Annotated in this window: 24 protein-coding genes; 23 read left to right on the forward strand and 1 reads right to left on the reverse strand. The window is 37.1% G+C overall.

The genetic code is table 11. The features are described from left to right. Positions 1 to 185 precede the first annotated feature (185 nt). From HEQ36_RS03925 to HEQ36_RS04005, 17 genes are all read left to right on the forward strand, one after another. Positions 186 to 623: a DUF29 domain-containing protein gene (locus HEQ36_RS03925; RefSeq protein WP_168635116.1), complete on the forward strand. Its 438-nt coding sequence runs from the start codon at positions 186 to 188 to the stop codon at positions 621 to 623. Positions 624 to 681: 58 nt separating this feature from the next. Continuing rightward, positions 682 to 1,566 carry an aldo/keto reductase gene (locus HEQ36_RS03930; RefSeq protein ID WP_168635115.1) on the forward strand — a complete coding sequence of 295 codons (885 nt, stop codon included), beginning with the start codon at positions 682 to 684 and terminating at the stop codon, positions 1,564 to 1,566. Beyond that, entirely contained in the window at positions 1,563 to 2,255 is a 693-nt protein-coding gene (locus tag HEQ36_RS03935; RefSeq protein WP_168635114.1) for a class I SAM-dependent methyltransferase, read from the forward strand. Before HEQ36_RS03930 ends, HEQ36_RS03935 begins: the two co-directional genes overlap by 4 nt. Positions 2,256 to 2,273: 18 nt before the next feature. Next, the gene (locus HEQ36_RS03940; protein ID WP_168635113.1) at positions 2,274 to 3,044 is read left to right on the forward strand and encodes a glycosyltransferase family protein; all 771 of its coding nucleotides are present in this window, start codon (positions 2,274 to 2,276) and stop codon (positions 3,042 to 3,044) included. 6 nt (positions 3,045 to 3,050) lie between these two features. After that, the gene (locus HEQ36_RS03945; protein WP_205748402.1) at positions 3,051 to 4,352 is read left to right on the forward strand and encodes an aminotransferase class III-fold pyridoxal phosphate-dependent enzyme; all 1,302 of its coding nucleotides are present in this window, start codon (positions 3,051 to 3,053) and stop codon (positions 4,350 to 4,352) included. Then, positions 4,349 to 5,416 (forward strand): UDP-2,4-diacetamido-2,4,6-trideoxy-beta-L-altropyranose hydrolase, encoded by a 1,068-nt coding sequence (gene pseG / locus HEQ36_RS03950; RefSeq protein WP_168635112.1) that lies wholly within the window; start codon positions 4,349 to 4,351, stop codon positions 5,414 to 5,416. Before HEQ36_RS03945 ends, pseG begins: the two co-directional genes overlap by 4 nt. Before the next feature lie 91 nt (positions 5,417 to 5,507). Beyond that, on the forward strand, positions 5,508 to 6,455 hold the full coding sequence (locus tag HEQ36_RS03955) for a DUF2887 domain-containing protein (protein ID WP_168635111.1): 948 nt from the start codon (positions 5,508 to 5,510) through the stop codon (positions 6,453 to 6,455). 508 nt (positions 6,456 to 6,963) lie between these two features. After that, entirely contained in the window at positions 6,964 to 7,518 is a 555-nt protein-coding gene (pseH, locus tag HEQ36_RS03960) for a UDP-4-amino-4,6-dideoxy-N-acetyl-beta-L-altrosamine N-acetyltransferase (protein WP_168635110.1), read from the forward strand. A 120-nt stretch (positions 7,519 to 7,638) separates the two neighbouring features. Further along, positions 7,639 to 8,484 carry a GNAT family N-acetyltransferase gene (locus tag HEQ36_RS03965; RefSeq protein ID WP_168635109.1) on the forward strand — a complete coding sequence of 282 codons (846 nt, stop codon included), beginning with the start codon at positions 7,639 to 7,641 and terminating at the stop codon, positions 8,482 to 8,484. After that, positions 8,474 to 9,193: a PIG-L deacetylase family protein gene (locus HEQ36_RS03970; RefSeq protein ID WP_168635512.1), complete on the forward strand. Its 720-nt coding sequence runs from the start codon at positions 8,474 to 8,476 to the stop codon at positions 9,191 to 9,193. The genes HEQ36_RS03965 and HEQ36_RS03970 overlap by 11 nt, the downstream gene beginning before the upstream one ends. A 126-nt stretch (positions 9,194 to 9,319) precedes the next feature. Further along, positions 9,320 to 10,375: a pseudaminic acid synthase gene (pseI, locus tag HEQ36_RS03975; protein WP_168635108.1), complete on the forward strand. Its 1,056-nt coding sequence runs from the start codon at positions 9,320 to 9,322 to the stop codon at positions 10,373 to 10,375. Between the two features lie 450 nt (positions 10,376 to 10,825). Continuing rightward, positions 10,826 to 12,364 (forward strand): hypothetical protein, encoded by a 1,539-nt coding sequence (locus HEQ36_RS03980; protein ID WP_168635107.1) that lies wholly within the window; start codon positions 10,826 to 10,828, stop codon positions 12,362 to 12,364. Positions 12,365 to 12,574: 210 nt separating this feature from the next. Further along, positions 12,575 to 13,480 carry a glycosyltransferase family 2 protein gene (locus HEQ36_RS03985; protein WP_168635106.1) on the forward strand — a complete coding sequence of 302 codons (906 nt, stop codon included), beginning with the start codon at positions 12,575 to 12,577 and terminating at the stop codon, positions 13,478 to 13,480. A gap of 150 nt (positions 13,481 to 13,630) precedes the next feature. Continuing rightward, on the forward strand, positions 13,631 to 14,395 hold the full coding sequence (locus HEQ36_RS03990; protein WP_168635105.1) for an FkbM family methyltransferase: 765 nt from the start codon (positions 13,631 to 13,633) through the stop codon (positions 14,393 to 14,395). A gap of 255 nt (positions 14,396 to 14,650) precedes the next feature. Beyond that, on the forward strand, positions 14,651 to 16,024 hold the full coding sequence (locus HEQ36_RS03995) for an EpsG family protein (protein ID WP_205748401.1): 1,374 nt from the start codon (positions 14,651 to 14,653) through the stop codon (positions 16,022 to 16,024). A gap of 337 nt (positions 16,025 to 16,361) precedes the next feature. Beyond that, complete coding sequence (locus HEQ36_RS04000; protein WP_053538098.1) at positions 16,362 to 17,231, forward strand: glycosyltransferase family 2 protein; 870 nt, start codon at positions 16,362 to 16,364, stop codon at positions 17,229 to 17,231. A 498-nt stretch (positions 17,232 to 17,729) separates the two neighbouring features. Beyond that, positions 17,730 to 18,956, forward strand: a complete 1,227-nt coding sequence (locus tag HEQ36_RS04005; RefSeq protein WP_168635511.1) for a glycosyltransferase — start codon at positions 17,730 to 17,732, stop codon at positions 18,954 to 18,956. Positions 18,957 to 19,300: 344 nt separating this feature from the next. Here the strand turns inward: HEQ36_RS04005 and HEQ36_RS04010 are convergent, their stop codons facing one another. Continuing rightward, the gene (locus HEQ36_RS04010) at positions 19,301 to 19,432 is read right to left on the reverse strand and encodes a hypothetical protein (RefSeq protein WP_267902161.1); all 132 of its coding nucleotides are present in this window, start codon (positions 19,430 to 19,432) and stop codon (positions 19,301 to 19,303) included. A gap of 289 nt (positions 19,433 to 19,721) precedes the next feature. On the opposite strand from HEQ36_RS04010, the gene HEQ36_RS04015 reads away from it, so the two are divergent. From HEQ36_RS04015 to HEQ36_RS04040, 6 genes are all read left to right on the forward strand, one after another. Then, entirely contained in the window at positions 19,722 to 20,411 is a 690-nt protein-coding gene (locus tag HEQ36_RS04015) for a Uma2 family endonuclease (protein WP_053538097.1), read from the forward strand. 518 nt (positions 20,412 to 20,929) lie between these two features. Next, the gene (locus HEQ36_RS04020; RefSeq protein ID WP_053538096.1) at positions 20,930 to 21,742 is read left to right on the forward strand and encodes a Uma2 family endonuclease; all 813 of its coding nucleotides are present in this window, start codon (positions 20,930 to 20,932) and stop codon (positions 21,740 to 21,742) included. Between the two features lie 476 nt (positions 21,743 to 22,218). Then, positions 22,219 to 22,557: a hypothetical protein gene (locus tag HEQ36_RS04025; protein ID WP_367272393.1), complete on the forward strand. Its 339-nt coding sequence runs from the start codon at positions 22,219 to 22,221 to the stop codon at positions 22,555 to 22,557. Positions 22,558 to 23,058: 501 nt separating this feature from the next. Next, positions 23,059 to 23,826 (forward strand): Uma2 family endonuclease, encoded by a 768-nt coding sequence (locus HEQ36_RS04030; protein WP_053538094.1) that lies wholly within the window; start codon positions 23,059 to 23,061, stop codon positions 23,824 to 23,826. 90 nt (positions 23,827 to 23,916) lie between these two features. Then, positions 23,917 to 24,567: a bifunctional 2-polyprenyl-6-hydroxyphenol methylase/3-demethylubiquinol 3-O-methyltransferase UbiG gene (locus tag HEQ36_RS04035; protein ID WP_168635103.1), complete on the forward strand. Its 651-nt coding sequence runs from the start codon at positions 23,917 to 23,919 to the stop codon at positions 24,565 to 24,567. A gap of 23 nt (positions 24,568 to 24,590) precedes the next feature. Beyond that, complete coding sequence (locus HEQ36_RS04040) at positions 24,591 to 25,358, forward strand: glycosyltransferase family 2 protein (RefSeq protein WP_168635102.1); 768 nt, start codon at positions 24,591 to 24,593, stop codon at positions 25,356 to 25,358. The last annotated feature ends 247 nt before the right edge of the window (positions 25,359 to 25,605 follow it).

Raw genomic sequence — 25,605 nt, forward strand, 5'->3', positions numbered from 1 at the left:
TAAGTAATTGGACAAAAATATTTACAGTCATTGCGAGCGAAGGGAAGCAATCACAACCCTCGGAATTGCTTCATTTCACTTCGTTCCATATGGCTAACGCCACGCAACGCTTACGCAATGACATTGTGTAATTAATTCTGTCTCACTACTTATCAACAGACATCTTGACCTGATGGAGAGTCAACATGAGTGACACATTGTATGAATCTGACTTTTATAGCTGGGCGCATCAACAATCAGATTTACTGCGTCAGGAGAAATTTGAGCAGTTAGATTTATCTCATCTGATCGAGGAGCTAACAGATTTGGGTAATCGTCATTACGATCAGTTAGAGTCAAGGTTGATGCAATTAGTGGCGCATCTGCTCAAATGGCAAGTGCAACACTGGCGACGTTCTAACAGTTGGCGAGCGACAATTCGCGTACAGCGAACATCAATTGACAAGTTGCTGCGTCGTAATCCTGGGTTAAAGTCCCGTCTCAATGAAGCCTTAGTAGAAAGTTGGTCTGAAGCTAGAGATTTAGCGATCGCAGAAACTGATTTACCCGATGAAAATTTCCCTGAAACTTGTCCTTTTGAACTAGATGATATTATCAATCCAGATTTCTGGCCAACACCCTAATACCGAAAAATAGAGACAATCAAAATTATCTTATTAAGACGTTAGGGGAGATTGCCTAATGAAGTTGGGTTTAGGAACGGTACAATTTGGCACAGATTACGGAATTTCTAACAAGTTAGGACAAACGAGTGCTGATGAAGTTAGGAAAATTTTAGAATTTGCTGCTGGTCATGGTATTCGTTATCTTGATACTGCACCCGCTTATGGTACTAGTGAAGCTGTATTGGGAGAACATTTAAGTCCCTCTCACCAGTTTCGGATTGTTACCAAAACTAGTAAAATAACTAAATCTCAAATTACTGCCGATGATGTCCAATCCGTTTTGGATACATTTAGGCGATCGCTCGAACAATTAAAGCAAACATCAGTTTATGGATTGCTAGTCCATCATCCTGATGACTTATTAAATGATGGTGGCGATCGCTTGATGTTGGAGTTAGAATCACTCAAGGCGCAAGGTTTAGTAAAAAAAATTGGTGTATCAATTTATGGTCAGGAAGAAATAGATAAGTTATTTAAGAAATATTCCCTCGATCTAATTCAGATTCCTCTAAATGTTTTTGATCAAAGGTTACTCAGAAATGGCTGCTTGCGATCGCTCAAAAACCAAGGAATAGAAATTCATGTACGTTCAGTATTTTTACAGGGCATTTTATTAATGTCAGAGGAAGAATTACCACCTTATTTATCAGGATTTATACCCTATTTACGGCGATACCGTGAAGTTAATGAAAAATTGGGGATATCACCTTTGCAAGCAGCAATTGGTTTTGTAGATCAACTTTTAGAAGTAGATACTATCTTGATTGGGGTAAACAATTTAGATCAATTGGTCGAAATAGTTACAGCGACAGATAGGATATTTGATTCTAAGTGTTTACGAGAATTTGTTATTGAAGATACTTCGTTAATTAACCCGTCATTATGGAGAAAAATGGTATGAAACAAGATAATATTTTTTTTAGAGGTGAGGGAGATAATTGGTTCTATCGTAATACCAAAGATTTGGGAAAAAAAGCAGAATTTGATTTTCCGACTTACATAATAAATTTGCTTAAAGACAAGAGTGGAATTAAGAAAATTGCTGAATTAGGTTGTAGCAACGGATGGAGGCTGAACGATCTGGGAGAAACCCTTCCTAACATTGAATTGACTGGCATTGATGCCAGTTTAGCAGCGATTCAAGACGGACAAAAAAAATATCCACACATCAAACTTTCTCAGGGTTTGTTGTCTAATATCCCACTTGATGAAGAGTATGATGTTGTAATTATCTATTTCGTCTTACACTGGGTAGACCGCTCGTCCTTGGTTAAATCTATCGCTGAAATTGATCGTTGCGTTCGGGATGGAGGAATATTAATTATTGGTGATTTTTATCCCGATTTTCCCCAGCGCAGACATTATCATCACTTGCCAGAATCAAGTGTATTTACTTATAAACAAGATTATCCTAGTATATTTGAACAACTTGGTATATATAAAGAAATCACTAGGTTCACTGGCAACCACAATCACAAACAAGATTTAAGTATTTTGTCCTGTGATTCTGATAGCAGGTGGATCTGTAGTGTTCTACATAAAAGCTTGAATAACTATTACCACGAACGAATCTTAGAAAAAGAACCATAATTTCACCAGATAAACATAATGATTATTGCTGTTCTCCAGGCAAGATTATCCTCCTCTCGTCTTCCAGGAAAAGTCCTCAAGCCGATTTTAGATCAGCCAATGCTGGCATTACAGATTGAGCGGATTAAGAGGTCACAATTAATCGATCAATTAGTTGTAGCGACGAGTACTTCTCCAGAAGATGAGCAAATTAGTAAATTGTGTCAAGAAATTGAAGTTGTCTCTTTTCGTGGCTCTTTAGATGATGTCTTAGAACGAGTTTATCAAGCAGCAAAACCATATTCTCCAACCTATTTAGTAAGACTAACAGGTGATTGTCCTCTGTGCGATCCAGAATTAATTGATCAAGTGATCCAATTTCATGTTGATGGAAACTATGATTATTCCAGCAATTGTTTAATCCCCACGTATCCAGATGGTTTAGATGTAGAAATATGTCGCTTTCAATGCTTAGAAATAGCTGAAAAAGAAGCCACATTACCATCTCATCGAGAACACGTGACACCTTTTATTAACCAGCAACCAGATCGCTTTAAATTAGGCAATTATCAACATGATCAAGATTTATCATATCTCCGCTGGACAGTAGATGAACCAGCAGACTTTGAATTAGTTAGACAAATATACACGAATCTCTATCCACAAAATCCAAGTTTTAATATGAGGGATATTTTAGATTGGCTCTATCAACATCCCGAATGGCAAACCCATAACAGTAAGTATGAGCGCAACGAAGGTTTCACAAAATCGCTCCTTGCTGACCAAGAGTTTCTAGTCCAAACTAACTAATTAACCATGGACTCAATTATGTGCGATCGCTATCAAAAGTCGGAACATTTGTTACAGCGCGCCCTCAAAACTATTCCCTTGGGTACGCAAACCTTTAGTAAAAGCAAAACCCAGTATCCTTTTGGTGTGTCTCCTTATTTCATCGAACGCGCTCAAGGCAGTCATGCTTGGGATGTAGATGGGAATGAATATATTGATTTTATTAACAGTTTAGCAGCAGTGACATTAGGCTATAACGATCCCGATGTTACTAAAGCGGTGCAAGCTCAACTTCAGCAAGGAACTATTTTTTCTCTCCCCCATCCCATTGAGGTACTCGTAGCCGAAAAGATTGTTGAAGTCGTTCCTTGCGCCGAAATGGTACGTTTTGGCAAAAATGGTTCTGATGCTACATCAGGAGCAATTCGAGTAGCAAGAGCTTATACAAGACGTGATAGAGTTGCAGTGTGTGGCTATCATGGTTGGCACGACTGGTATATTGGTTCAACAGCTAGGGATTTGGGTATACCCGCCGCAACTAAGGCTCTGACTCACAAATTTCTCTATAACGATATTGAATCCCTGCACCAACTATTTCAGGAGTATCCTGGGGAAATTGCGGCGGTAATTTTAGAACCGATGAATGTCTTCTTTCCAAAAGATGATTTTTTAGGCAAAGTTAAAGAACTGACTCATCAAAATGGTTCTCTCTTAGTTTTCGATGAAACGATTACAGGGTTCCGTTATGCCATTGGTGGGTCTCAGGAATATTTTGGCATTACTCCAGATCTAGCAACTTTTGGAAAAGGTTTAGCCAATGGTTATCCAGTTTCTGCCCTCACGGGTAAGGCTGAGATTATGCGAGTAGTTGAGGATATATTTTTCTCCTTTACTTTTGGTGGTGAAACCCTGTCTCTATCTGCTGCTTTAGCAACAATTAATAAACTTCAGCGAGAACCTGTAATTCAAACTATGACTGCAAGAGGAGAAGCGATACTTACCGATGTACAAGCGTTAATTGATCGTTATGACATCGGACACATTTTCAGCCTCAGTGGTCATCCTACTTGGTCTTTTCTGTTGATAAAAGATATTGCTCCCTACAGTCAGTGGCAGATTAAAACCCTGTTCTTGCAAGAAATGTTTGCTCGTGGCATTCTTACTTTAGGCACTCATAATCTCAGCTACGGTCACGCTGAAACTGATGTTCATAGTCTATTAGCTGTGTATGAAGAAGTGTTACCGCTAGTTGGTGCATTGGTAGATAACAAAGAATTAGAATCTTATTTGCGTTGTCAACCTTTAGAACCTTTATTTAAAGTGCGATGAAAAAAAGTCAGACGCTAATTATCCGTGCTGACGCATCTACCCAAATGGGTACGGGTCATGTCATGCGGTGTTTAGCACTTGCCCAGGCTTGGCAAACTGATGGTGGACAAGTGTACTTCTGTACCCACAAAGATTTCCCCGTCACCCTCGCCCAAAGACTGGCAACTGAGGGCATAAATAGGCTGGAAATCGCACCATTACCCGGATCTTTGGCAGATGCACTGGAGACCATTACCTGTTGTCAAAATTATCACAGCCCTTGGTTAGTTCTCGATGGTTATCACTTTGATGCTAGTTATCAACAAACAATTAAAGCGGCTGGATTACAATTATTGGTAATAGACGATTATGGACACGCTGATAGTTATTGTGCTGACTTCATATTAAATCAAAATATTGATGCTGATGCCAGTCTCTATCCCCGCATCAACCCAAAAACCCAATTTCTGTTAGGGTGTGAATACACTTTGTTGCGGCGTGAATTTTGGTCATGGCGCGATCATGCTAGATATCAACTACGGAAATCGCCTCCTGGTTCATTCTTGCGAATCTTAGTTACTCTAGGTGGTAGCGATCCTGATAATGTCACACTTAAAGTCATTCAAGCTTTACAACTAGTAAACAGTGATAATTTAGAAGTTATTGTTGTTGTCGGTGGTAGCAACCCGCACCATGAGAAATTACAGACTGAAGTTGCAAAATCCAGAATATTAATTACTTTACAACAAAATGTCACTAATATGCCTGAGTTGATGGCTTGGGCAGACATAGCGATCGCCGCAGGTGGCTCAACTAATTGGGAATTAGCATTTATGGGCTTGCCTAGTCTTGTAATCACAGTAGCAGATAATCAAAAAGACATTACGGCAAAATTAGATCGACAAGGTGTAATTATTAATCTGGGTTGGCATCAGAATGTAACTATTGAGGGTTTGAGTTTAGCAATACAAGACTTAATTAGTGATCGCCGCCATCGGGAAACCATGAGTAAAAAAGGACAGCAGTTAGTAGATGGCAATGGTGCAAAGCGCGTTGTCTCAGCGATGGTCAGTATGTTAGCTTAGTGAGTCAAACTAGCGATCGCAAAACATATATGTTCTTGCTTTACCCCCACCCAGAGCATCAAATAATTAAGTCGTGTTAAATATAATTACTATGAAAACCGATAAATGGTTTTACGAATTATTTTTGTCGCAACCAGGGATGCTGGCAGAGTTGATGCCAGGAATTGAAGAAAACTGGGAGTTCATTTATAATGCTCCTGTTGTTAAGGAGAAAGAGTTTCGACTGGATGGAGTCTTTACGCCAGTATCAAATAACCCGATGATACCGATGGTGTTTGCTGAGGCACAAATGCAGTCCGACGCAGGATTCTATGGACGGTATTTTTCCCAATTGTTTGTCTATATTAATCAATATACAGTTAAACAAGACTGGCGGGGACTGTTGATTTTACGCGATCGCAGTCAAGGATTAGGCTGGGAAGTTCCCTACACAGAATTATTGGAAAGACGGGTAACTCAGCTATATTTGAGTGATCTGCGGGACCAGCAAGAACTAACCCCGAATTTGATGCTCTTACAGTTGTTGGTGACAGAAAAAGACAAAAGTGCCGTAATTGGTAGAAAGCTATTGCAGGAAGCCGACACAACAGGCGAGTTTCAAAGGCGATTGAGTTTAATCGAGACTATACTGGCTAATAAGTTCCCTGAGTTAACCAAGGAAGTCATTATGAATATGCTAGAGTTAGAGACTGTGGATATTACCCAATCCCGTTTTTACCAAGAGATTATTGTCGAAGGTCTTCAGGAAGGTCGCCAAAAGGGTCTTCAGGAAGGTCTTCAGGAAGGTCTTCAGGAAGGTCGCCAAAAGGGTCTTCAGGAAGGTCTTCAGGAAGGTCGCCAAAAGGGTCTTCAGGAAGGTGAGGCTAATTTAGTTATTCGTCAATTAAGACGACGACTGGGGGAATTACCAGAGAGCCAATGTTCACAAATCAAGAGTTTTCCTGTATCACAGTTGGAGGCTTTAGGAGAAGCGCTGTTGGATTTTCAGGGTATTGACGATTTGGATGACTGGCTACAAAAATATACTGAATTAAGTTAATTTATAAGTATCTGCCTTAACGATACAGAGATCCCCGACTTCTTCGAGAAGTCGGGGATCTGAAACCCTCACGGTCCGCAAATCAAATATGGTTGCTATATACATGGAACAACTCAATTGAATTCACAATCATTACGCTAGAGGGTGGTTGAAAAATTCTGATTAAGACAATTACAACATTAACCAACAAACAAATGAGCAATTACATCCTGTACATCTAGAGTTTTTTTGTCAGAATCAGGATAACCAGGATTAAAGGATTTACAGGATGTTATTTAATAATTGTTGGTGGAAATTTGGGGATTATTTTGTTTATTCTGATTAAGACAATTACAACATTAACCACCAACAAACAAATGAGCAATTACATCCTGTACATCCTCAAATCCTGGATATCCTGATTCTGACAAAAATTATCCGCGTTCATCTGCGTTTATCTGCGTTCACCTCTTAGATGATTTGGGCAGAAGTGTTAAATCAGGAAATATAATCAAAGGGATTATTTAATATGGCTAAACGTGAAGACTATCAACTAAGACCTTTACAAGAATCTGATTTGGAAATGGTATTAAGTTGGCGTAATTCAGAGAGAGTCAGAGCTAATATGTATACAGATCATATTATCAGTCTTGAAGAACATCAAACTTGGTTTAAAAAAATAAAAGATGAGCCAACCGTTGACTATTTAATCTGTGAATTTCAAAATCATCCTATTGGGTTGGTTTACTTTACAAATATAGATAAAAATAATAATAAGTGTTACTGGGGATTTTATTTGGGGGAAACTACAACTCCTTTAGGTGGTGGAGGTGCTTTAGGTTTTATTAGTATGGAATATATTTTTGAACTTGTTGATTTTAGAAAAGTTTGTAGTGAAGTTTTAAGTTTTAATAATAAATCTTTAAAACTCCATAAAAGACTCTCCTTCCAAGAAGAAGGATGTTTTAAAAAACACATCTATAAGAATGCTGAATATCAAGATGTTATTTGTTTAGCCTTATTTCAAGAAGATTGGTTACAGAATAAAAATGATATAGCTAAAATCGTATTTAGGAATAAATAATGTGATTAATAATTATGTTGTAGCTGGTAGTAAGTCTTGGAATCGTCAAGTTTTTGACAAGACAATCGTTAAATATCCCAGCCAATGGTTTTTTATAAATTCTACTTTTCTATAATGCAAATGAATTATCCAGTATTATATGATACTCAAAGAATTAAGTTTGATAAACTAAGATCAAATGAAGACATTCTTTATTTATTCAAACAAATTTTTAACAGAGATTTTGACGATAACTTGCTAAACTGGTTATCATCTTGTCCAACAGGATCTAACAAGTGGTATGCAGCATTCGATATTGATATTCCAATTGGAATATATGGTTTATTGCCAATTAATATTAGACTTGGTAATAATATTTACAATGCTGCACTTTGTAATAATGTTGGTGTAGTGAAAAATTTTCAGGGAAAGGGATTATTTCAGTCGTTAGGTGAGTATGCTTTAAAAGACAGTAACTTCCCCATTGTGGTAGGTGTTCCTAATTCTAAGGCAGTAAAAGGGCATAAACGTATCGGCTGGAAGACTTATGGAAATATTGAGCTTTTACAAGGTGTTACCAGTGATATATCACCTGAATACATTACAAATTCTTATTTTCAGTATTTCCCGAAGGAGGAAAACAAATATTTCAGTGTTGTAAAAGGACTAGACTTTATTAAATGGAGATACTCACGTCCTTATTACTCATATTTTCAAAGTGTATTTGAAAATCAAAAATATGTTATTTGGAAAGTATATGAAGGTAGGAAACAAATACTCGAAACCAATGATTTCAGACTTGCTATCAAACTTGGAGGAACGGTAGACATTTGGCAGTTTAATGGTAGTTCCGAATCGTCTTATTTAAAAGAGAGAGGATTTGTTCCATTAATGTCTAATGAATTTATTTTATATACAAACTTACCTATTTCACTGAATTCACCAGATCAATTTTGCTTTGAACTAGGAGATAATGATGTTTTCTAGAGAAAATTTTGATAAACAGCAGACAACCGTATTAGTTGTTGCTGCTCATCCTGATGATGAGGTATTGGGGTGCGGTGGTGCGATCGCAAAACACGCACAGCAAGGTGACAATGTTCATATCCTCATTCTGGCAGAAGGAGCAACCAGTCGGGATGAAAAGCGAGATAGAAGTCATTTTCAACGGGAACTTTCTGCTCTTGCAAGTGCAGCTAAACAAGCAAGTGAAATACTAGGATCTACATCAGTTTCCCTTAAAGACTTCCCTGATAACCGAATGGATGGCTGCGAACTGTTAGATATAGTCAAGGTAATAGAAGACGCTGTAACCCACATACATCCGCAAATTGTCTACACTCACCATAATGGGGATGTCAATATTGATCACCGCCGCGTTCATGAAGCTGTGATTACAGCTTGCAGACCAAAACCTGGTAGTTCAATCAAGACCTTGCTTTTCTTTGAAGTACCATCTAGCACCGAATGGCGACCACCAGGATCTGCACCAAGCTTTGCACCTAACTGGTTTGTAGACATTTCAGAAACACTAACTCTGAAACTCAAAGCACTAGAAGCTTATAGCTTAGAAATGTGTCCCTATCCCCACCCTCGTTCCATAGAATCCGTTGAATATTTAGCCAGATGGCGGGGATCTACTGTAGGGGTTGAAGCTGCTGAAGCTTTCATGTTAGGAAGGAATTTATGCCTCTAAACTAGGTAAAATTATCAGCAATTTCAATTTAAAAAGAAAAAAGAACGGACTAAGGGGAGTAATTTAAATCTTGTAGTCCGATGTAAACTAATATATCAGTAACTTATCTCAGATAGCAGGGTGATAATGAAAACGATAGAGATTCAAGATAGAAAAATTGGTAACAATCATCCCCCATTTATCATTGCCGAAATGTCAGGGAATCATAACCAATCCTTAGAAAGAGCCTTGGAAATTGTGGAAGCTGCATATGAAACAGGCGTTTGCGCTTTAAAAATTCAAACAGCCAAGCCAAATACAATGACGCTAGATAGACATGATGGAGAGTTTGTAATTAACGATCCTAAAAGCTTGTGGTATGGTAAATCCTTATTTGAACTTTATCAACAAGCATATACCCCTTGGGAATGGCATAAACCAATATTTGATCGCTGTCGGGAATTAGGTATCATCGGGTTTAGCACACCCTTTGACTTTACCGCAGTAGATTTCCTAGAATCCCTAGATGTTCCCTTTTACAAAATAGCCTCCTTTGAAAACACCGATTTACCACTAATTCGCAAAGTTGCCAGTACAGGAAAGCCTATCATCATTTCCACCGGGATGGCAGCGATCGCCGAATTAGATGAAACAATAACCACCGCCAAACAAGCAGGTTGTCAAAACCTAATTTTACTTAAATGTACCAGCAGTTACCCATCAACACCCAAAGACACAAACTTACTCACCATTCCCCACCTCAGAGATTTATTCGATGATATCCAGGTTGGCTTATCCGATCATACCCTGGGAATTGGTGTAGCTGTTGCCAGTGTAGCATTAGGTGCTACAGTCATCGAAAAACATTTCACACTTAACCGCGCTGATGGTGGTGTAGATGCGGCTTTTTCCATGGAACCGCAAGAAATGAAACAATTAGTTATAGAAACAGAAAGAGCATGGCAAGCTATGGGTAAAATTAGCTATGGAGTAACCGCAGCCGAACAGAAATCTTTAATATTTAGGCGCAGTCTTTACATAGCCCAAAATATGCAATCAGGTGATATACTAACTCCAGACAATTTAAGAGCTATTCGTCCCGGACAAGGTTTACCCCCCAAATACTACAATCTTTTATTAGGGAAAAAAATCAAAGCAGATGTTCAAGCGGGAACACCAGTAAAGTGGGAATTGTTAATGTGATAATGTAAGTTGCTAGTTAGGTAAATTGTCAGAATCAGGATGCCCAGGATTAAAGGATGAACAGGATGAAACCAGAGCTTTTATGGTTATCGAAAGCAATGATGATGGTTACTTAGCAATGATAAGTAGTGAGACAGAATTAATTACACAATGTCATTGCGTAAGCGTTGCGTGGCGTTAGCCATATGGAACGAAGTGAAATGAAGTGAAATGAAGCAATCGCCAGGGTTGTGATTGCTTCCCTTCCCTCTCAATGACTGTAAATATTTTTGTCCAATTACTTACCGGGTATTCAAGGCACATCGCCCTAGAGTTGGTCATTCGTGCCTTAGAATTAAAAGGGGAAGTGATTATTCCTTCCTTTACCTTTTTAATACTCCCTATAGTGCGTCCTTTAACTACGCAAACTGCTGTATCACCAGATTTTTACTCGATTAACTCTTTAATGCTATGAACAAAAAAATTCTCTTTTTTAGTCCTTACGCTATTTGGCCTTTTCATTTTGAAAATGACTTAGAAATTATCAAGCAGCATATTGACCAAGGAGATGAAGTAACTTTTTTAACTTGTGATGGTGACTTATCTTCATGCGAGCCAAACAGTAACCATAATCTGTCAACCTGCCAAAGTTGTATACAAAGAAGAAATAAAGGATTTCAATTGCTTGAGATATCAAACAAAGTTAAATTTTTAAATTTTGTAAATCTTTCCAACAGTGACAGACAAACAATTAAAAATTTTCCTAAATATTTTAAAAATCTTCGTACACTGAAATTATTAACTTTAGAAAATTTTGATATAGGTCTATCAGTAGCATCATCACTTATTAGCTATTTAAGAGAACCATATCCCAATCCAAATAATTACAAAGATTATGTTAAAAGAAATATTGAATCAGCATTAATTGTATATTTATCTGTGAAAAATCACATTCAAGCAATTAAACCTGACAAAATGTATATTTTTAATGGTAGACTTGCATCTTTAAGAGCGGCAATGAGAGCAGCGCAACAGATGTCAACAAGCTTTGACATTCATGAAAGAGCAGGAGTAGCAGGCAAGTATTCATTAACAGCTAATACATATCCTCATGATCTAGAATGGAATAAAGCAGAAATTGAATCAGTATGGACTAACTCTAGCCTTCCAGAAGCAGAAAAATTTGGGATAGGTTCACAATGGTTTATTGACAGAAGAATGGGGAAAGATCAAGGCTGGTCTTCTTTCACTAGTGATCAGAATAAAGCACCTAATTTCATAGATAAAAGTAAAACTAATATAGTTATTTATAATTCGTCAGAAGACGAATTTGCAGCTATTACAGGATGGGAAAATCATATTTATAAAAGCCAAAGTGAGGAACTCTTTAGGTTGGCTCAATCTCTAAAAAATGATCAAAATATAGATATTTATCTTAGGGTGCATCCCAACCTAAAAAATATAAGTAACAGTCAAACAAAAGCTCTGACGAAACTTAAAGGACGCTATGCAAACTTTCATATTATAAGTGCTGAAGACACTATTAATTCTTATGAATTAATGGATATTGCAGATTGTATTATTACATTTGGTTCAACAATGGGAGTTGAATCTGCATTTTATTATAAACATTCATTCCTAGTTGGTGCTTCTTTCTATGAAGATTTAGAAGTATGTTCCACAATAAGCTCTCACAATGAATTGGTCAATATAATCAAAGACAGACAATTCGATTTATCTTTGTTGGTCAAGGAGGAGAGGAAAAAAAATGCAATTAAATATGGTTTTTATATGGCCACTTATGGAATTGAATTCACACATTTTCAACAAGAGAGCATATTTGTAATGACATTATCGCATAACGGTAAAACTATTAATGATTCGCTGATTTACAGTCGCATACTTGCCAAGTTTAAAAGAATTATGGTTCTTGGGTTATTTTCATGGAAAACCTGGTTCAAAATCATTGAAAGACTTATTGCGTGGGCAGTTAAAGCTCCGAAAATTTGATTGATTACAAGGTTTGAAAATGTTTCATTCCCTTACGCCTCAGTGTACTATTCTGATTTTAAAATCCAAACAAAGATTTTAAATCTTAATCAATACCTTTGCCAAAACCTTGAAATCCTATTGATATTGTAACGAGTTTATTGGGTTTCAGACCTATATTTGGGAAATTGGCATAGGTATTGTTAATAAGAGCAAATTTAGATTACTTATATGTCACTATCAACACCAATAGCCTTTATTATTTTCAATCGCCCAGATTTAACGCAAATTGTATTTGATGCTATCCGTCAAGCACAACCTAAGCAATTATTCGTAGTTGCTGATGGTGCTAGATTCCCAGAAGAAGCCGAAAAATGTCAAAGAGCCAAGGATATTATTAAACAAGTAGATTGGGATTGTCAGGTTCTCACCAATTATGCTGATCATAATTTAGGATGCCGTCAAAGAGTATCAAGCGGAATAAGTTGGGTTTTTGAGCAAGTTGAAGAAGCAATTATTTTAGAAGATGATTGTTTACCAGATCTAACTTTTTTCCAATTTTGTGAGGATATGTTAGTTCGCTATCGTGACGATACTCGGGTTATGTCTATTGCAGGAACTAATATTCAAGGAAATTTCTCACTAGACTTTAGTTATTTTTTCTCAAGATTTGCTTTAATGTGGGGATGGGCAACCTGGCGAAGGGCTTGGAACTTATATGATCCTAGTATGTTAGATTGGCCAAGCCTTAGAAAAACTAGATGGCTTTATAGTATAGGTGTTGGCAAAGAAATATTTCGCTGGCGTTGGAATAGAAATTTTGATATAGTATATTCCGGTGAGCTTGATACTTGGGATTATCAATGGATTTACACATGTTGGCGCGAACATGGACTGACCATAATTCCATTGATAAATCTTGTGAAAAATATAGGTTATGGGAATGATGCAACTCATACTACAGGTGACCATCCTATTTTAGCCAAGCTCATAGAAAAACAAATGAATTGGCCTCTCAAACATCCAAATCAAGTGGAAATTATTTACGAGGCAGATGAGTTTATTTCAAAAAATTGGTTTGGCGTTTCCAGATTAGCCTACTTAAAATTTTTACTCAAATCAATGATAAAGAAATAAGTATGAGGTTATTCAATAACCACGAGGATCTCTCTGCTGATATCCTTAGGACTACTCGTTGAGGGTAAGAATAATTTGATAAATGGTTTGACAACGCGCTACCTCATGGATATCCAAATGTTTATAATTACGTTCTATTAAACAACTAGTATGCTAGAAATCTTAAAAAGAACCGTTAAGTCATCAATACGGGCAATAGGACTTGATCTACATCGCCTTTCGCCCAGTCAAAATCCATTTTTCCAACTCCGTCAGGGTCTGGAGAAATTTAGTGTAGATTTAGTATTTGATATTGGTGCTAATACAGGACAATTCGCCACTGAGTTACGCTCTATAGGCTATACAGGCCGGATCGTCAGCTTTGAACCGCTCTCAGATGCCCACAAAAAACTAAACCAAGAGGCTGCTCGCGTCTCCTCGTGGCAAGTTCACCCCAAAATTGCTATTGGAGATTTTGACGGAGAAATCGAGATTAACGTCGCAGGTAATTCGGTATCCTCTTCAGTTTTACCTATGTTAGAAGCTCATGCAACGGCTGCGGTAAACTCTGCATATATCAGTACTGATAAAGTAGCGATCGCTCGTTTGGATTCTATTGCGTCCAATTATCTTAGTGGTAAAGAGAATTACTTTATCAAAATAGATACACAGGGCTTTGAATGGCAGGTTTTAGATGGTGCTCAGGAAACACTCGCCAATGCCCAAGGTGTACTATGTGAACTATCCCTTGTACCTCTTTATGAAGGACAGCGATTATGGTTAGAAATGATAGAACGACTTAATTCACAAGGTTTTAGTCTCTGGGCAATTCAAAAAGGTTTTACAGATCCACGAGATGGTCGTACCCTTCAGATTGATGCCATATTCTTCCGATTAAACATATTTGGCATAACAGGTACGGAAGAACCAACATAATTGAAAATAAACATGACAATTGGCTAAATAAATAAAAGGTAAGTATTCAATAGCACTCGTTCATACCCAGATCCCCGACTTCTTTTATTAATTGTGTCCATAAATGATAAATTGATCACAGAAGTCGGGGATCTTTTTACCTCACCTGAATTCTTACAATAAAATTATGAAATCTATCCCCATAAAGCATGAATTTGTTATTTTCTAATAAATAGACTTGATACCAAAAATTACATCAAAGGTTAATAAAAATCCATGAGTATTCTTCTGAAAAGTGATGTGAATAACTATAACAAACCAAATATTTTCCATCAAGTATTTAGTCTTTTTTCTAATTTTCGCTATTCTATTTTATTATTTGGATTAAGTATTTGGACATTATCGCCAATACTAGGTATAATACCTTTATTACTATTTTCGCAAATACATATTTCTCGGTTAGTTACTACAAACAAACCGAAACAAAATATTTTGAGTCTAAACTCTTTTTCCCTTTTTCTCGTACTCTTTACAATTACAATTATTGCATCTACATATCAGGTGATCAGTGATTTAGAAGCGTATGTGGAAATCTACAAAGGACTGGGAAATCAGCCTTTTTTTGAGTATATGACTGCTAGGAGTATGGAACCAGTGACATTCATAATCCCAAATTTTATAAAATTGCTGTTCAATTCTAATGCATATTCCTTTATTTTAGTTCAAGCTTTGACAATGAATTTAGCATTCATGCTCATTGCTATAAGATTTATGCCATCATACTATCCTACAATTATTTTGCTTAATATTACCTCCGGAAATTATTTTATCCAAATGTTTTTAATGAGACAGTTTTACGGTCTCATATTTTTAGTTTTTTTCATTTATACTTTCTCTTTGTGGCAAAAAGTTATCCTGCTATCATTAGCAATGTTTACCCATAGTAGCTTATTTCTATTTATTGCCCCGGCAATGATTGCTCTGCCCTTAAGTGATAATTTTACTCAAGTAAAGTTTAAGTTCAAAACAATGAGAATCTTAAAAAGATTTTTTAATAATTTAATCCGCAACAATTTTTTCTTTTATGGAAGTTTGATATTTATTATAATCGGACTACCTACTTTTTTAGTGTTGGTTGGAAATAATAGTAATTTGCAAGCTATATTTCCATATCTGATTGTGAAGATAGACCGCTACAAAGATTCATATAACTATTTACTAGGACTCAGTAAAGACCTATGGAAATCAGTTATTGTTGATATATGTTTTTTGCTCACATCACTTTTAATGATCAAATTCAAAGATGAAGATGTTTATTGTTACTCATGGTCTATTATGTTTTTAGTAAACCTTGTTGCTTTATTTTCGTTTTACTATTTTCTACCTGCTTTTGGAAGGTCGGTATATTTCTTAGCCGGGTTATCTGGTTTCTTTTACACCATTGTATTTAATTCTAAAAAACTAACTCATGAATTAAACCTTTTTTCGTCCATTATGTTCATGGCAATTATTACTAAAGTTCTCTACTTTTCCTACCGTATAGTTGCAGGATCTCTTGCAGGTCAAAGTCAGATATGGAGTGGCAATCCTCTTAATGCAAATATGTTTGACTATATCCAATATTTGTATAGAGGACTTACAGCAGTTTGAGATCAAAACCACAACAAAAATGTAAGAATTCAGGTGAGGTAAAAAGATCCCCGACTTCTGTGATCAATTTATCATTTATGGACACAATTAATAAAAGAAGTCGGGGATCTGGGTATGAACGAGCGCTATAGCTGAATACTTACACAAAAATTAATCGCAGAATGAAGTTTGGTACTGGTTTTCACCATTTTTATTTGTGGCATGGTTGATTACAATTTGCTGTAATTGATTGTTGCAAAATAAATAAAATAATCAGTTCAATGGCAATTTTTAACATTATTTTGATAATATGATATTAGTATCTGTAGGCTCAGGGTAAAACTTTTTAGTAAAATTTATGTTAGAAGTTGCAGCAATTTTGACCTGTTACAATCGGCGACAAAAAACCCTTAACTGCTTAAGTTCCTTATATACCTCATTATCCAGCACTCAAGACGTTAATCTTACTGTCTATCTGGTAGATGATGGCAGTACAGATCAAACAAGTGAAGTAGTATCTAGGCAGTTCCCTGAAGTTAAAATTATTCAAGGTTCCGGGAATTTATATTGGTCAGGGGGAATGCGTTTAGGCTTTGGGCAGGCTATGAAAACAGGCTATGATTTTTACCTGTGGCTCAATGATGACGTAATTCTGAATCCTAGTGCCATAAAAGAACTTTTGAACTCTTATCAAAAAAACTTCTCCCTTTTTGGGAGAGAGTGTATAGTTGTTGGTCCATTATCCAATCCCCATGATGGCCAGGTCATTTATAGTGGTTATCGCTCAGTTGGCTCAAAATTTGTACCCAAAGGTCAGATTGTTTACTCGCCAGATGAAGATTTAGAATGCCATTATTTTAATGGAAACTGTGTACTAATTCCCAAAGCTGCTGCATTTAAAGTAGGCAATCTTAATCCAATTTTTATTCATGCAATGGGTGATTCTGATTATGGCTATCGGTGTTTCTTGCACGGATTTAAAATATTCGTCTGTAAAGATATAGTAGGCTGCTGTGAGCAAGATGAGGGAGATTACAAACTGTATTCTGGTCTTAATCAAGGAAATTGGAAATCATTACCCCTTTTACAAAGGCTCAAGCTTATCACTAGCCCGAAAAATTTCCCAGTCAAACCATGGTTAGTTTATTCCTATAAATATTTGGGTTGGCTATGGATATTAAGGTTTTTAAGACCTTATGTGTTGGCAATATTTCCCCAGTTTATTTGAGTATATTATTCATGAAAAAAAGTTCTTTTTTGCTGGTCTGATATTTCTGGTTACATGACCGCTTGCTATTTAATTTGTCTTTTCAAATTCGTCCTCTAATTTTCAATAAAAATGCAAGGATTTTGAGACTCTAAATACCACATCACCTTTTTGTGATAAAAATTCGTAAAACTCTTATTAATAAAAAGTTTTATCTTTATTCAGCAAACCCTAATTAAGCGTGAGTCTGTCGTTGTTTTTGAAGAGCAGGAAGAGGTATTTGTTATCTTGTCAGCAAAAAATTAAAAACATAAAGGCTAATTAACATCCATGCAAGCTAAAATCAAAAAAGTCCTAAGATCCCCGACTTCTTTGATTGATTGTATTCGGAAAGGATAAATCTATCTTAGAAGTCGGGGATCTGGAAACAAGTGCTATAGCTGAATACTTACACATGAAGGCTAATGAATATCCATGCAAGCTAAAATTAAAAAAGTCTTAAATAAATCAGGTGACAAGATCAAAGTTCTCCATATAGTTCCCTCTGTCGCAGCCGTTCGCGGCGGTCCGAGTCAGGCTATTTTAGAAATGGTCAAAGCTTTAAGAAAAAATGATATTGATGCAGAAATTGTCACCACTAACGATAATGGTGAAGATATATTAGACGTACCTTTAGGAAAATTTATAAATTATCAACAAGTTCCTGTCCAGTTCTTTCCTCGGTTTTCTCCTTCTATTCACGCTTTGAGAGAATTTGCTTTTTCCAGAGAATTAACAATATGGTTATGGCAAAATATCCGTAATTATGACTTGTTACATATTCATGCTATTTTCTCCTATAGTTCTACAATAGCAATGGCGATCGCCCGCTGTCAAAAAATTCCCTATATTGTTCGTCCTCTAGGACAACTATGCACATGGTCTTTACAGCAAAGTGCTAGAAAAAAGCAAATATATCTGAAAATTATTGAAAAAGCTAATCTTAATCACAGTCAATCAATCCATTTTACCTCTATTGCAGAACAACAAGAAGCTGCACTATTAAATTTAACCTCTCCAAATTTTATCATCCCTCACGGACTTGCAATTCCCGATAGAATTCCTCATGCTTATCAACGTCTACGACAACATTTTAATTTACCCATAGATGAACCAATTATCTTATTTTTATCTCGCTTACATCCTAAAAAAGGTTTAGATTACTTAATTCCAGCATTAAGCAAGTTATCTCATCACCGCTTCACATTCATTGTCGCAGGTAGCGGCGATTCAGATTATGAAACTGAGGTAAAAACTTTAGTCACAACTCATGGAATTGCAGAAAAAACACATTTTGCCGGATTTGTCAAGGGTGAAACCAAGGATTTATTAATGCAAGGAGCAGATATATTTGCCCTAACTTCCTATTCCGAAAACTTTGGTATATCAGTTCTAGAATCCCTAGCTGCTGGTGTTCCTGTTATTGTTACCCCTGGTGTAGCTCTTAGTGATATAGTCCAGCAACAACATCTGGGATATGTTACAGAACTTAATATTAATGATATTGCTACTACAATTGAAAACTTCTTAGATCATCCTCAAGAATCGAAGGAAATGGGCGATCGCGCACGTGAGTTTATATTAGATAATTATACATGGGATCATATTGCCTCAAAAATGATATCTGTTTATGAACATACAGCACTTCCCGGTGTTATGAGGTACATATCTAGCGGGCAAGATGCCCGCACCACAAGAGTTTCATGATTCAACTTTGTACCTCATCAGAGCGGAAAAGGCTGTATCATTCACGCCATTAAATGCAGTACAGCTTAAAAAGCGATCGCTCTGGTTTCTCGACTATTGAAAAAAGGGGCGTTGCTAATTAAGGGGATGAATTTTAGTCTCACGCAAAGGCGCAAAGACGCAAAGGTAAGATTTTTAAAGGTTCAATTTGGAAATTTCATACCTCGATTCAGCAACGCCGAATTCAGAAAGTAGGGGCGCAGGGCCTGCGCCCTTCCAATGATTGATCAACAACACTATGAAATTTATTTACCCCAACCCGGAATAGCTATTAAGAATGGTTGCTTTACTTACGCCATGCTGTACTAATAGATTCTGACCATAAAAAATTCAGGGCGTTGCTGATCTTTTTCCTGAAAGTTGTCCGTTTTCTGCCGATGATCTACTTGATCCAGAATTTCTTCCCGATTAAAATTAGTAATGTACTTGTACCACACTTTTGTTTTATATTCCTTTCTTCCTTTGCGACTTTGCGCCTACCCTTCGGGATCTCTAAGAGAGATTGCGTGAGACTTTAAAATGTGGTTTATTTACCTAAAAATCGCTGTAATGTAAATTGCTGGTTAGGTAAATTGTCAGAAATGGCTAACGCCACGCTTCGCTATCAGGATGTCCAGGATTAAAAGATGAACAGGATGAAACCAGAGTTTTTATTACCAATTACCTAGTATATGGAAGGAATTGAATATTAATAACTTAACTATTAAGTAGAGGGAAGCAAAAACAATGACTGTAGCTCTAGATAAAACCATAATCTATCCCGACAGTGATGGTCAGCCCATGGCAGATAACACCAAGCAATTTCGCTGGATTGTCCTGATTAAAGAAAATCTCGACTCCCTCTTTGCCAATGACGAGACCGTTTTTGTGGACGGAGATCTGCTGTGGTATCCCGTTGAAGGTCGTCCCGATATTCGTGTCGCTCCCGATGTCCTCGTGGCCTTTGGCCGACCCAAAGGCGATCGGGGGTCATACCGGCAATGGCAAGAAGATAATATTCCTCCTCAAGTAGTGTTTGAGATTTTGTCTCCAGGCAATACCCTCAAAGAAATGAGCCGTAAATTGTTATTCTATAACCGCTATGATGTGGAAGAATACTATATATATAACCCAGACTCTAATGAATTGATGGGTTTTACCAGAGCCAACGAAGAACTCATATCCATTGAAAACATGGATCATTGGCTGAGTCCTCGTTTGGGTATTCGGTTTGAACTAACAGCGTCAACTCTAAATATTTATGATCATCAAGGCAATCTCTTCTTATCTCCGTTAGAACTACGCAAAAGCCTTGAACAGGAGAAAGCGAGGGCAGAACAGGAAAAATCCAGAGCAGAACAGGAAAAATTCAGGGCTGATTGTCTAGCCGCCAAGCTGAAAGAATCAGGTATAAATCCTGACACTCTAATACCGTAGGAGCAATTCATAAAACCTCGCGGTAAGTGGGAAACTCAGAAGAAGCCAGGGAATTAATTCCCTGTCTAATAGCTGAAGTCGGTTTTAACCGACTGGTTTGGGTAATATTAACAATACCTTGTCCATTTTTTGTAGGTCGGGTTAAGCGACAGCGCAACCCGACGCATTTGTTGGGTTATGGCTTCGCCTGCTCATTGGTGTCAACTTAGGCTACAGATGGCTTATTTGTCGACTTCCACACCCACCCAGAAATGAATTTCCGGGCTAATAAGTAAAGTTTACTAAAGTAAACTGGGGATTTTTAGTCATCAAAGGACAACTTTTGCTATTAGACTGGGAATTGATTCCCAGGCGGGCTATGGGTTTTACGTTAAGTTGACACCATTAAGCTTTTGCTTTACCCCTACCTTTAGAATCAAACAATCAAGCCGTTTTGAGTATACACCGTAGCCAAAGCATCGGGGGGATTAAGGGGGGTAATTCTGGCAACGGCAATGAAACACAGGAGATCATTAATCATGTATCAAGGTGAAGCACCTCCGCAGAAAAACCTGCCCACCATGTATGATTTACCCAGTGAGGATATTGATGAAGAATTAGACTCCACAATTCATCCTCGTCCACCCTGGGAAACCATGCCCACAATGTATGATTTACCTAGTGAAAATCCAGAGGAGCCAGGTTTGCCAGACGAATTTCATGACTTTCAACCGCAATTATTACGGGAAACCTGTCAATCTCCCGTTTATCCCAAGGAGGAAATGTTCATTGGTACGGATTTAAACTTATACTATGATGTGCGCCATTTTGCATGGTATAAAAGACCAGATTGGTTTTTAGTCTTAGGTGTGGCTGCTTCCGAAAAACAAGAAGATATGCGGTTGAGTTATGTAATTTGGCAAGAAGGATTAGCTCCATTTTTAATAGTAGAATTATTATCACCAGGTACGGAAGCAGAAGATTTAGGACAAACATTAAGAAGCGCGAATAAACCGCCGACAAAATGGCAAGCCTATGAACAGTATTTGCGATCGCCCTATTATGTTATCTTTGATAGATATGAAAATCGCCTCCGAGTATTTCAATTACGTGGGACAAAATATCAAGCAGTGGAACTGGTAGAACCAAAATTCTGGTTTCCTGAATTGGAATTAGGAGTAGGAGTTTGGTCAGGAAAATATCAGGATACAGAAGGTTTGTGGCTACGTTGGTATAATCAAGATGGTGATTGGATTCCTACTTTTGCTGAACGAGCAGAACAGGAAAAACAACGAGCAGACAAATTAGCTGAAAAATTGCGGGCTTTGGGGGTGAATTTAGATGATATTTAAAGAAAATTATTCTTAGATCATCCTCAAGAATCGAAGGAAATAGGCGATTCCTAGGTCGCGCTAGTTCCCTCCGGGACGCTTTGCGAACGCTATCGCGCCCGCTATCGCGCCCGGCAGTTTATATTAGATAATTATACATGGGATAGGATACCATTAAAATGGTTTCCGTCTACCAAGAAATTACCCCCCTTAGTCCCCCCGATACTTTGGGGGGAAACAAAAATCTGATCCCCTCTCCTTGATAAGGAGAGGGTTAGGGTGAGGTTAAATATGCAACTTTACAAATAATTAGGGCTTGCTAGTAGCGTAGCGTTAGCCATACTTCAGGATGGGCGCAGTCCCTGCGCCCCCTACCTCCTGATAGCGCAGCGTGGCGTTAGCCATACTTTTAGCTCTCACAGACAACTTTTTCAACTGCTTTAGAACAAAGTGATAATGTCCCAGAAATCTTTATCACTCCCACATTATCCAGTTATATTTGTGATTTTTACACAGCTTGTGAGCGAATTAGCGAAAGAGTTGCTGTGACTTTAGATGGTGGAATACCAAAAGCGGAAAATTGGCACGAACAACTATTGTTACAAATGGCAGAAATTGGTGGAGAAAATCGTCCGCCTTTATGGCCAGGTTCACTATTATTACAGTTAAATGATTATCGCAAGTTTAGACATTTAGCACAGCACAATTATAATCTGCAATTGCGAAAAGAAAGAGTATTAGAATTAGCCCAACAAACAGAAGTAATTATAGCAAAAATTCAACAGGCGATCGCTCTTTTTAATCAATGGTTAGAATCTCAAGTAAAAGACTTGTAAATTACTCCCCTTAGTCCCCGATGCTTTGAAGGGAAACAAGAATTTAGTCCACTTCAGGGGACTGAAAATTAATCTTGAGTCTACTTCAGTAGACTTGAGCTATTAGACAGGGAATTAATTCCCTGGCGGATTATGGGTTTAATCAATGGTTAGAATCTCAAGTAAAAGACTTGTAAATTACTCCCCTTAGTCCCCGATGCTTTGGGGGGAAACAAGAATTTAGTCCACTTCAGGGGACTGAAAATTAATCTTGAGTCTACTTCAGTAGACTTGAGCTATTAGACAGGGAATTAATTCCCTGGCGGATTATGGGATAATCAGAAAGATGTGAATAAAAGACAAACATAAACCATTATAGCAAAAATTCAACAGGCGATCGCTCTTTTTAACCAATGGCTAGAATCTCAAGCACAAGACACATAAATTCACAATTATTTAACTATCTAAATGCAATCAATAAACAATATAATAAATTAACACTGTTAGCGATCGCTCCTCACTATGACAGTTCTACAACTCCATCCCCCCAATACTCTACCTCGAATCACCTGGGAAAAACTACCAGCAGATTTTCCTCTACCAGATGAACCAGTGGAAAATAACCTCCAACCCCTTCTCGCTGCTGCTCTAAGAGAGTCCCTAGAATTAGCAGGTCTAATTATAGAATCAATGCTGATTGCCTCCAATTTTGGTCTATGTGCCACAGTGGATGATAAAAGCATTGTTAAAGCACCTGATTGGGTTTACGTTCCTTCTGTCCATCCTCTACCTCCAGGAGAAATCCGTCGTAGTTACACTCCTCATAGCGAAGGAGAAAACCCAGCCATTGTCATGGAATTTATATCCGCAACAGAAGGAACAGAATATTCCATTAATCCCCATTTTCCCTATGGAAAGTGGCACTTTTATGAACAAATTTTAAAAATTCCCACTTACGTGATTTTCCATCCCCAAATTGGAATTTTAGAAGTTCATAATTTAGTTAACGGTAAATACCAGCAAGAATCTCCAGATGAAAATCAGCGCTTTTGGATAGAAGCTTTAGACCTATTCTTGGGTGTATGGATAGGAAAAAAAGCCGAATTTGAGGGTTATTGGTTACGATGGTGGGATAAATCTGGAAATTTATTACTCTGGGGAAGTGAGTTAGTTAATCAAGAACGACAAATAGCAGAAAAAGAACGACAAAGAGCAGAACAAGCAGAACAAAAAGCTGTTAAACTAGCTGAAAGACTGCAAGCAATGGGGTTTAGTTCAGAAGATATTTAAGCGTTATTTTTAGTTTTGATAAACTATCAGTCTTGAATAAGATTTTGCCAAAACCAGTACCACAATAATACAACTACCCTTTCAGAACAAATGACATATCCAAATACAAAGTACGAATATTTGTACAACAGTAATCAACTTGGACACCATCATGGTTATTTGCTAAAACCACTTATAGAAATGATGTCAGAAATGCTACCCCCCCCCAATAACAACCAAAAACCTCGGATTTTAGATATTGGTTGTGGTAATGGTAGCTTGAGCAATTTCCTAGCACAGCAAGGTTATGAGGTTGTTGGTGTTGAAGAGTCTGAATCAGGTGTAAAATTGGCTAATCAAAATTTTCCCAATTGTCGCTTTATTCAAGGTAGTATTTACGATTTACCATACTCCGAACTAGGAGACAACTTTGATATTGTAATTTCTATTGAGGTAATTGAGCATTTATTTTATCCTAAAGAACTAGTCAGAAACGCTAAAAAATGCCTCAAACCCAATGGTGGGTTAATACTTACCACACCCTATCATGGTTATCTAAAAAACCTAGTGATGGCTGCTACAGGGAAAATGGACAACCATTTTACCGCTCTTTGGGATGGTGGTCATATCAAATTCTTTTCCGTACCAACTATGACGGCTTTACTTAAATCAGAGAACTGTACAAATATCAAGTTTAAGTTTGCAGGTAGATTTCCCTACCTTTGGAAAAGTATGTTGTGTTCTAGTACCATAGTTCAATAACAAGAATTTATTTGAATATCCTCATGTTAGAACAAATTACCCCCCTCATCCTTACCTATAACGAGGAAAATAACATTAATCGTACCCTAGAAAAACTTAAATGGGCAAGTAAAATCATTGTCATTGACAGTTATAGCACAGATACAACATTAGAAATTTTGTCTCAATATCCTCAAGTAGAAGTATTTTCCAGAAAATTTGATACTCATGCTACTCAGTGGAACTATGGATTAGAAAAAGTTGCAACTGAGTGGGTTTTATCCTTAGATGCAGATTATATTGTCACTGATGCACTAACAACTGAAATAAAAAATCTATCTCCCAATTCTGGCATTGATGGCTATTTTGCTAAATTCAAATATTGTGTATTTGGTAAACCCTTACGAGGTACTATACTACCTCCCCGTCAAATTCTTTTCCGTAAAGACAAAGCAATATATATTGATGACGGACATACTCAACTTTTAAAGAATCAAGGTAAATCTAGTCAATTATCAGCATACATCCACCACGACGATCGCAAACCTATTGACCGATGGTTTTTATCAGAAACCAAGTATTCTGTTTTAGAGGCGGAAAAACTACTGAATACTCCTCAAAATGAATTAGATTTAGGAGATAAGATTCGGATGCAGAAACTATTAGCACCAATCATTGTCCCTCTTTATTATCTAATTCTCAAAGGTGGTATTTTAGATGGATGGCGTGGATGCTACTACGTTTTTCAAAGAATTGTTGCTGAAATTTTACTTTCTATGCGTCTAATTGCATTAGAATATAACAAAAAATAAACACGCAAAATAGAGCTTACAAATTTTTGCCTGTATTTACTAAGGAGTCAATTATGATTAACTACAGTTTGATTGAAGAAAAAATTGATGAATATAATGCTATATTTAGCAATGCACAACCTCATCCTCATTTAATTATTGATGGTTTTTTAGATCCAGAAGTAGCTTTAAAAGCTTATGAATTTTTTCCAAAAATGGAAGAAATGGACACTTTAAAAGATTTTCGGCAAAATAAAGCTCAAGACCC

Source organism: Anabaena sp. 54, assembly GCF_017355725.1.
Classification (GTDB): Bacteria; Cyanobacteriota; Cyanobacteriia; order Cyanobacteriales; family Nostocaceae; genus Dolichospermum; species Dolichospermum heterosporum.

Excerpts from the sequence above, each read along its gene's own strand:
- HEQ36_RS03925 (WP_168635116.1), top strand. The coding sequence starts at position 186 with ATGAGTGACACATTGTATGAATCTGACTTTTATAGCTGGGCGCATCAA.
- HEQ36_RS03930 (WP_168635115.1), top strand. The coding sequence starts at position 682 with ATGAAGTTGGGTTTAGGAACGGTACAATTTGGCACAGATTACGGAATT.
- HEQ36_RS03935 (WP_168635114.1), top strand. The coding sequence starts at position 1,563 with ATGAAACAAGATAATATTTTTTTTAGAGGTGAGGGAGATAATTGGTTC.
- HEQ36_RS03940 (WP_168635113.1), top strand. The coding sequence starts at position 2,274 with ATGATTATTGCTGTTCTCCAGGCAAGATTATCCTCCTCTCGTCTTCCA.
- HEQ36_RS03945 (WP_205748402.1), top strand. The coding sequence starts at position 3,051 with ATGGACTCAATTATGTGCGATCGCTATCAAAAGTCGGAACATTTGTTA.
- pseG (WP_168635112.1), top strand. The coding sequence starts at position 4,349 with ATGAAAAAAAGTCAGACGCTAATTATCCGTGCTGACGCATCTACCCAA.
- HEQ36_RS03955 (WP_168635111.1), top strand. The coding sequence starts at position 5,508 with ATGAAAACCGATAAATGGTTTTACGAATTATTTTTGTCGCAACCAGGG.
- pseH (WP_168635110.1), top strand. The coding sequence starts at position 6,964 with ATGGCTAAACGTGAAGACTATCAACTAAGACCTTTACAAGAATCTGAT.
- HEQ36_RS03965 (WP_168635109.1), top strand. The coding sequence starts at position 7,639 with ATGAATTATCCAGTATTATATGATACTCAAAGAATTAAGTTTGATAAA.
- HEQ36_RS03970 (WP_168635512.1), top strand. The coding sequence starts at position 8,474 with ATGTTTTCTAGAGAAAATTTTGATAAACAGCAGACAACCGTATTAGTT.
- pseI (WP_168635108.1), top strand. The coding sequence starts at position 9,320 with ATGAAAACGATAGAGATTCAAGATAGAAAAATTGGTAACAATCATCCC.
- HEQ36_RS03980 (WP_168635107.1), top strand. The coding sequence starts at position 10,826 with ATGAACAAAAAAATTCTCTTTTTTAGTCCTTACGCTATTTGGCCTTTT.
- HEQ36_RS03985 (WP_168635106.1), top strand. The coding sequence starts at position 12,575 with ATGTCACTATCAACACCAATAGCCTTTATTATTTTCAATCGCCCAGAT.
- HEQ36_RS03990 (WP_168635105.1), top strand. The coding sequence starts at position 13,631 with ATGCTAGAAATCTTAAAAAGAACCGTTAAGTCATCAATACGGGCAATA.
- HEQ36_RS03995 (WP_205748401.1), top strand. The coding sequence starts at position 14,651 with ATGAGTATTCTTCTGAAAAGTGATGTGAATAACTATAACAAACCAAAT.
- HEQ36_RS04000 (WP_053538098.1), top strand. The coding sequence starts at position 16,362 with ATGTTAGAAGTTGCAGCAATTTTGACCTGTTACAATCGGCGACAAAAA.
- HEQ36_RS04015 (WP_053538097.1), top strand. The coding sequence starts at position 19,722 with ATGACTGTAGCTCTAGATAAAACCATAATCTATCCCGACAGTGATGGT.
- HEQ36_RS04020 (WP_053538096.1), top strand. The coding sequence starts at position 20,930 with ATGTATCAAGGTGAAGCACCTCCGCAGAAAAACCTGCCCACCATGTAT.
- HEQ36_RS04030 (WP_053538094.1), top strand. The coding sequence starts at position 23,059 with ATGACAGTTCTACAACTCCATCCCCCCAATACTCTACCTCGAATCACC.
- HEQ36_RS04035 (WP_168635103.1), top strand. The coding sequence starts at position 23,917 with ATGACATATCCAAATACAAAGTACGAATATTTGTACAACAGTAATCAA.
- HEQ36_RS04040 (WP_168635102.1), top strand. The coding sequence starts at position 24,591 with ATGTTAGAACAAATTACCCCCCTCATCCTTACCTATAACGAGGAAAAT.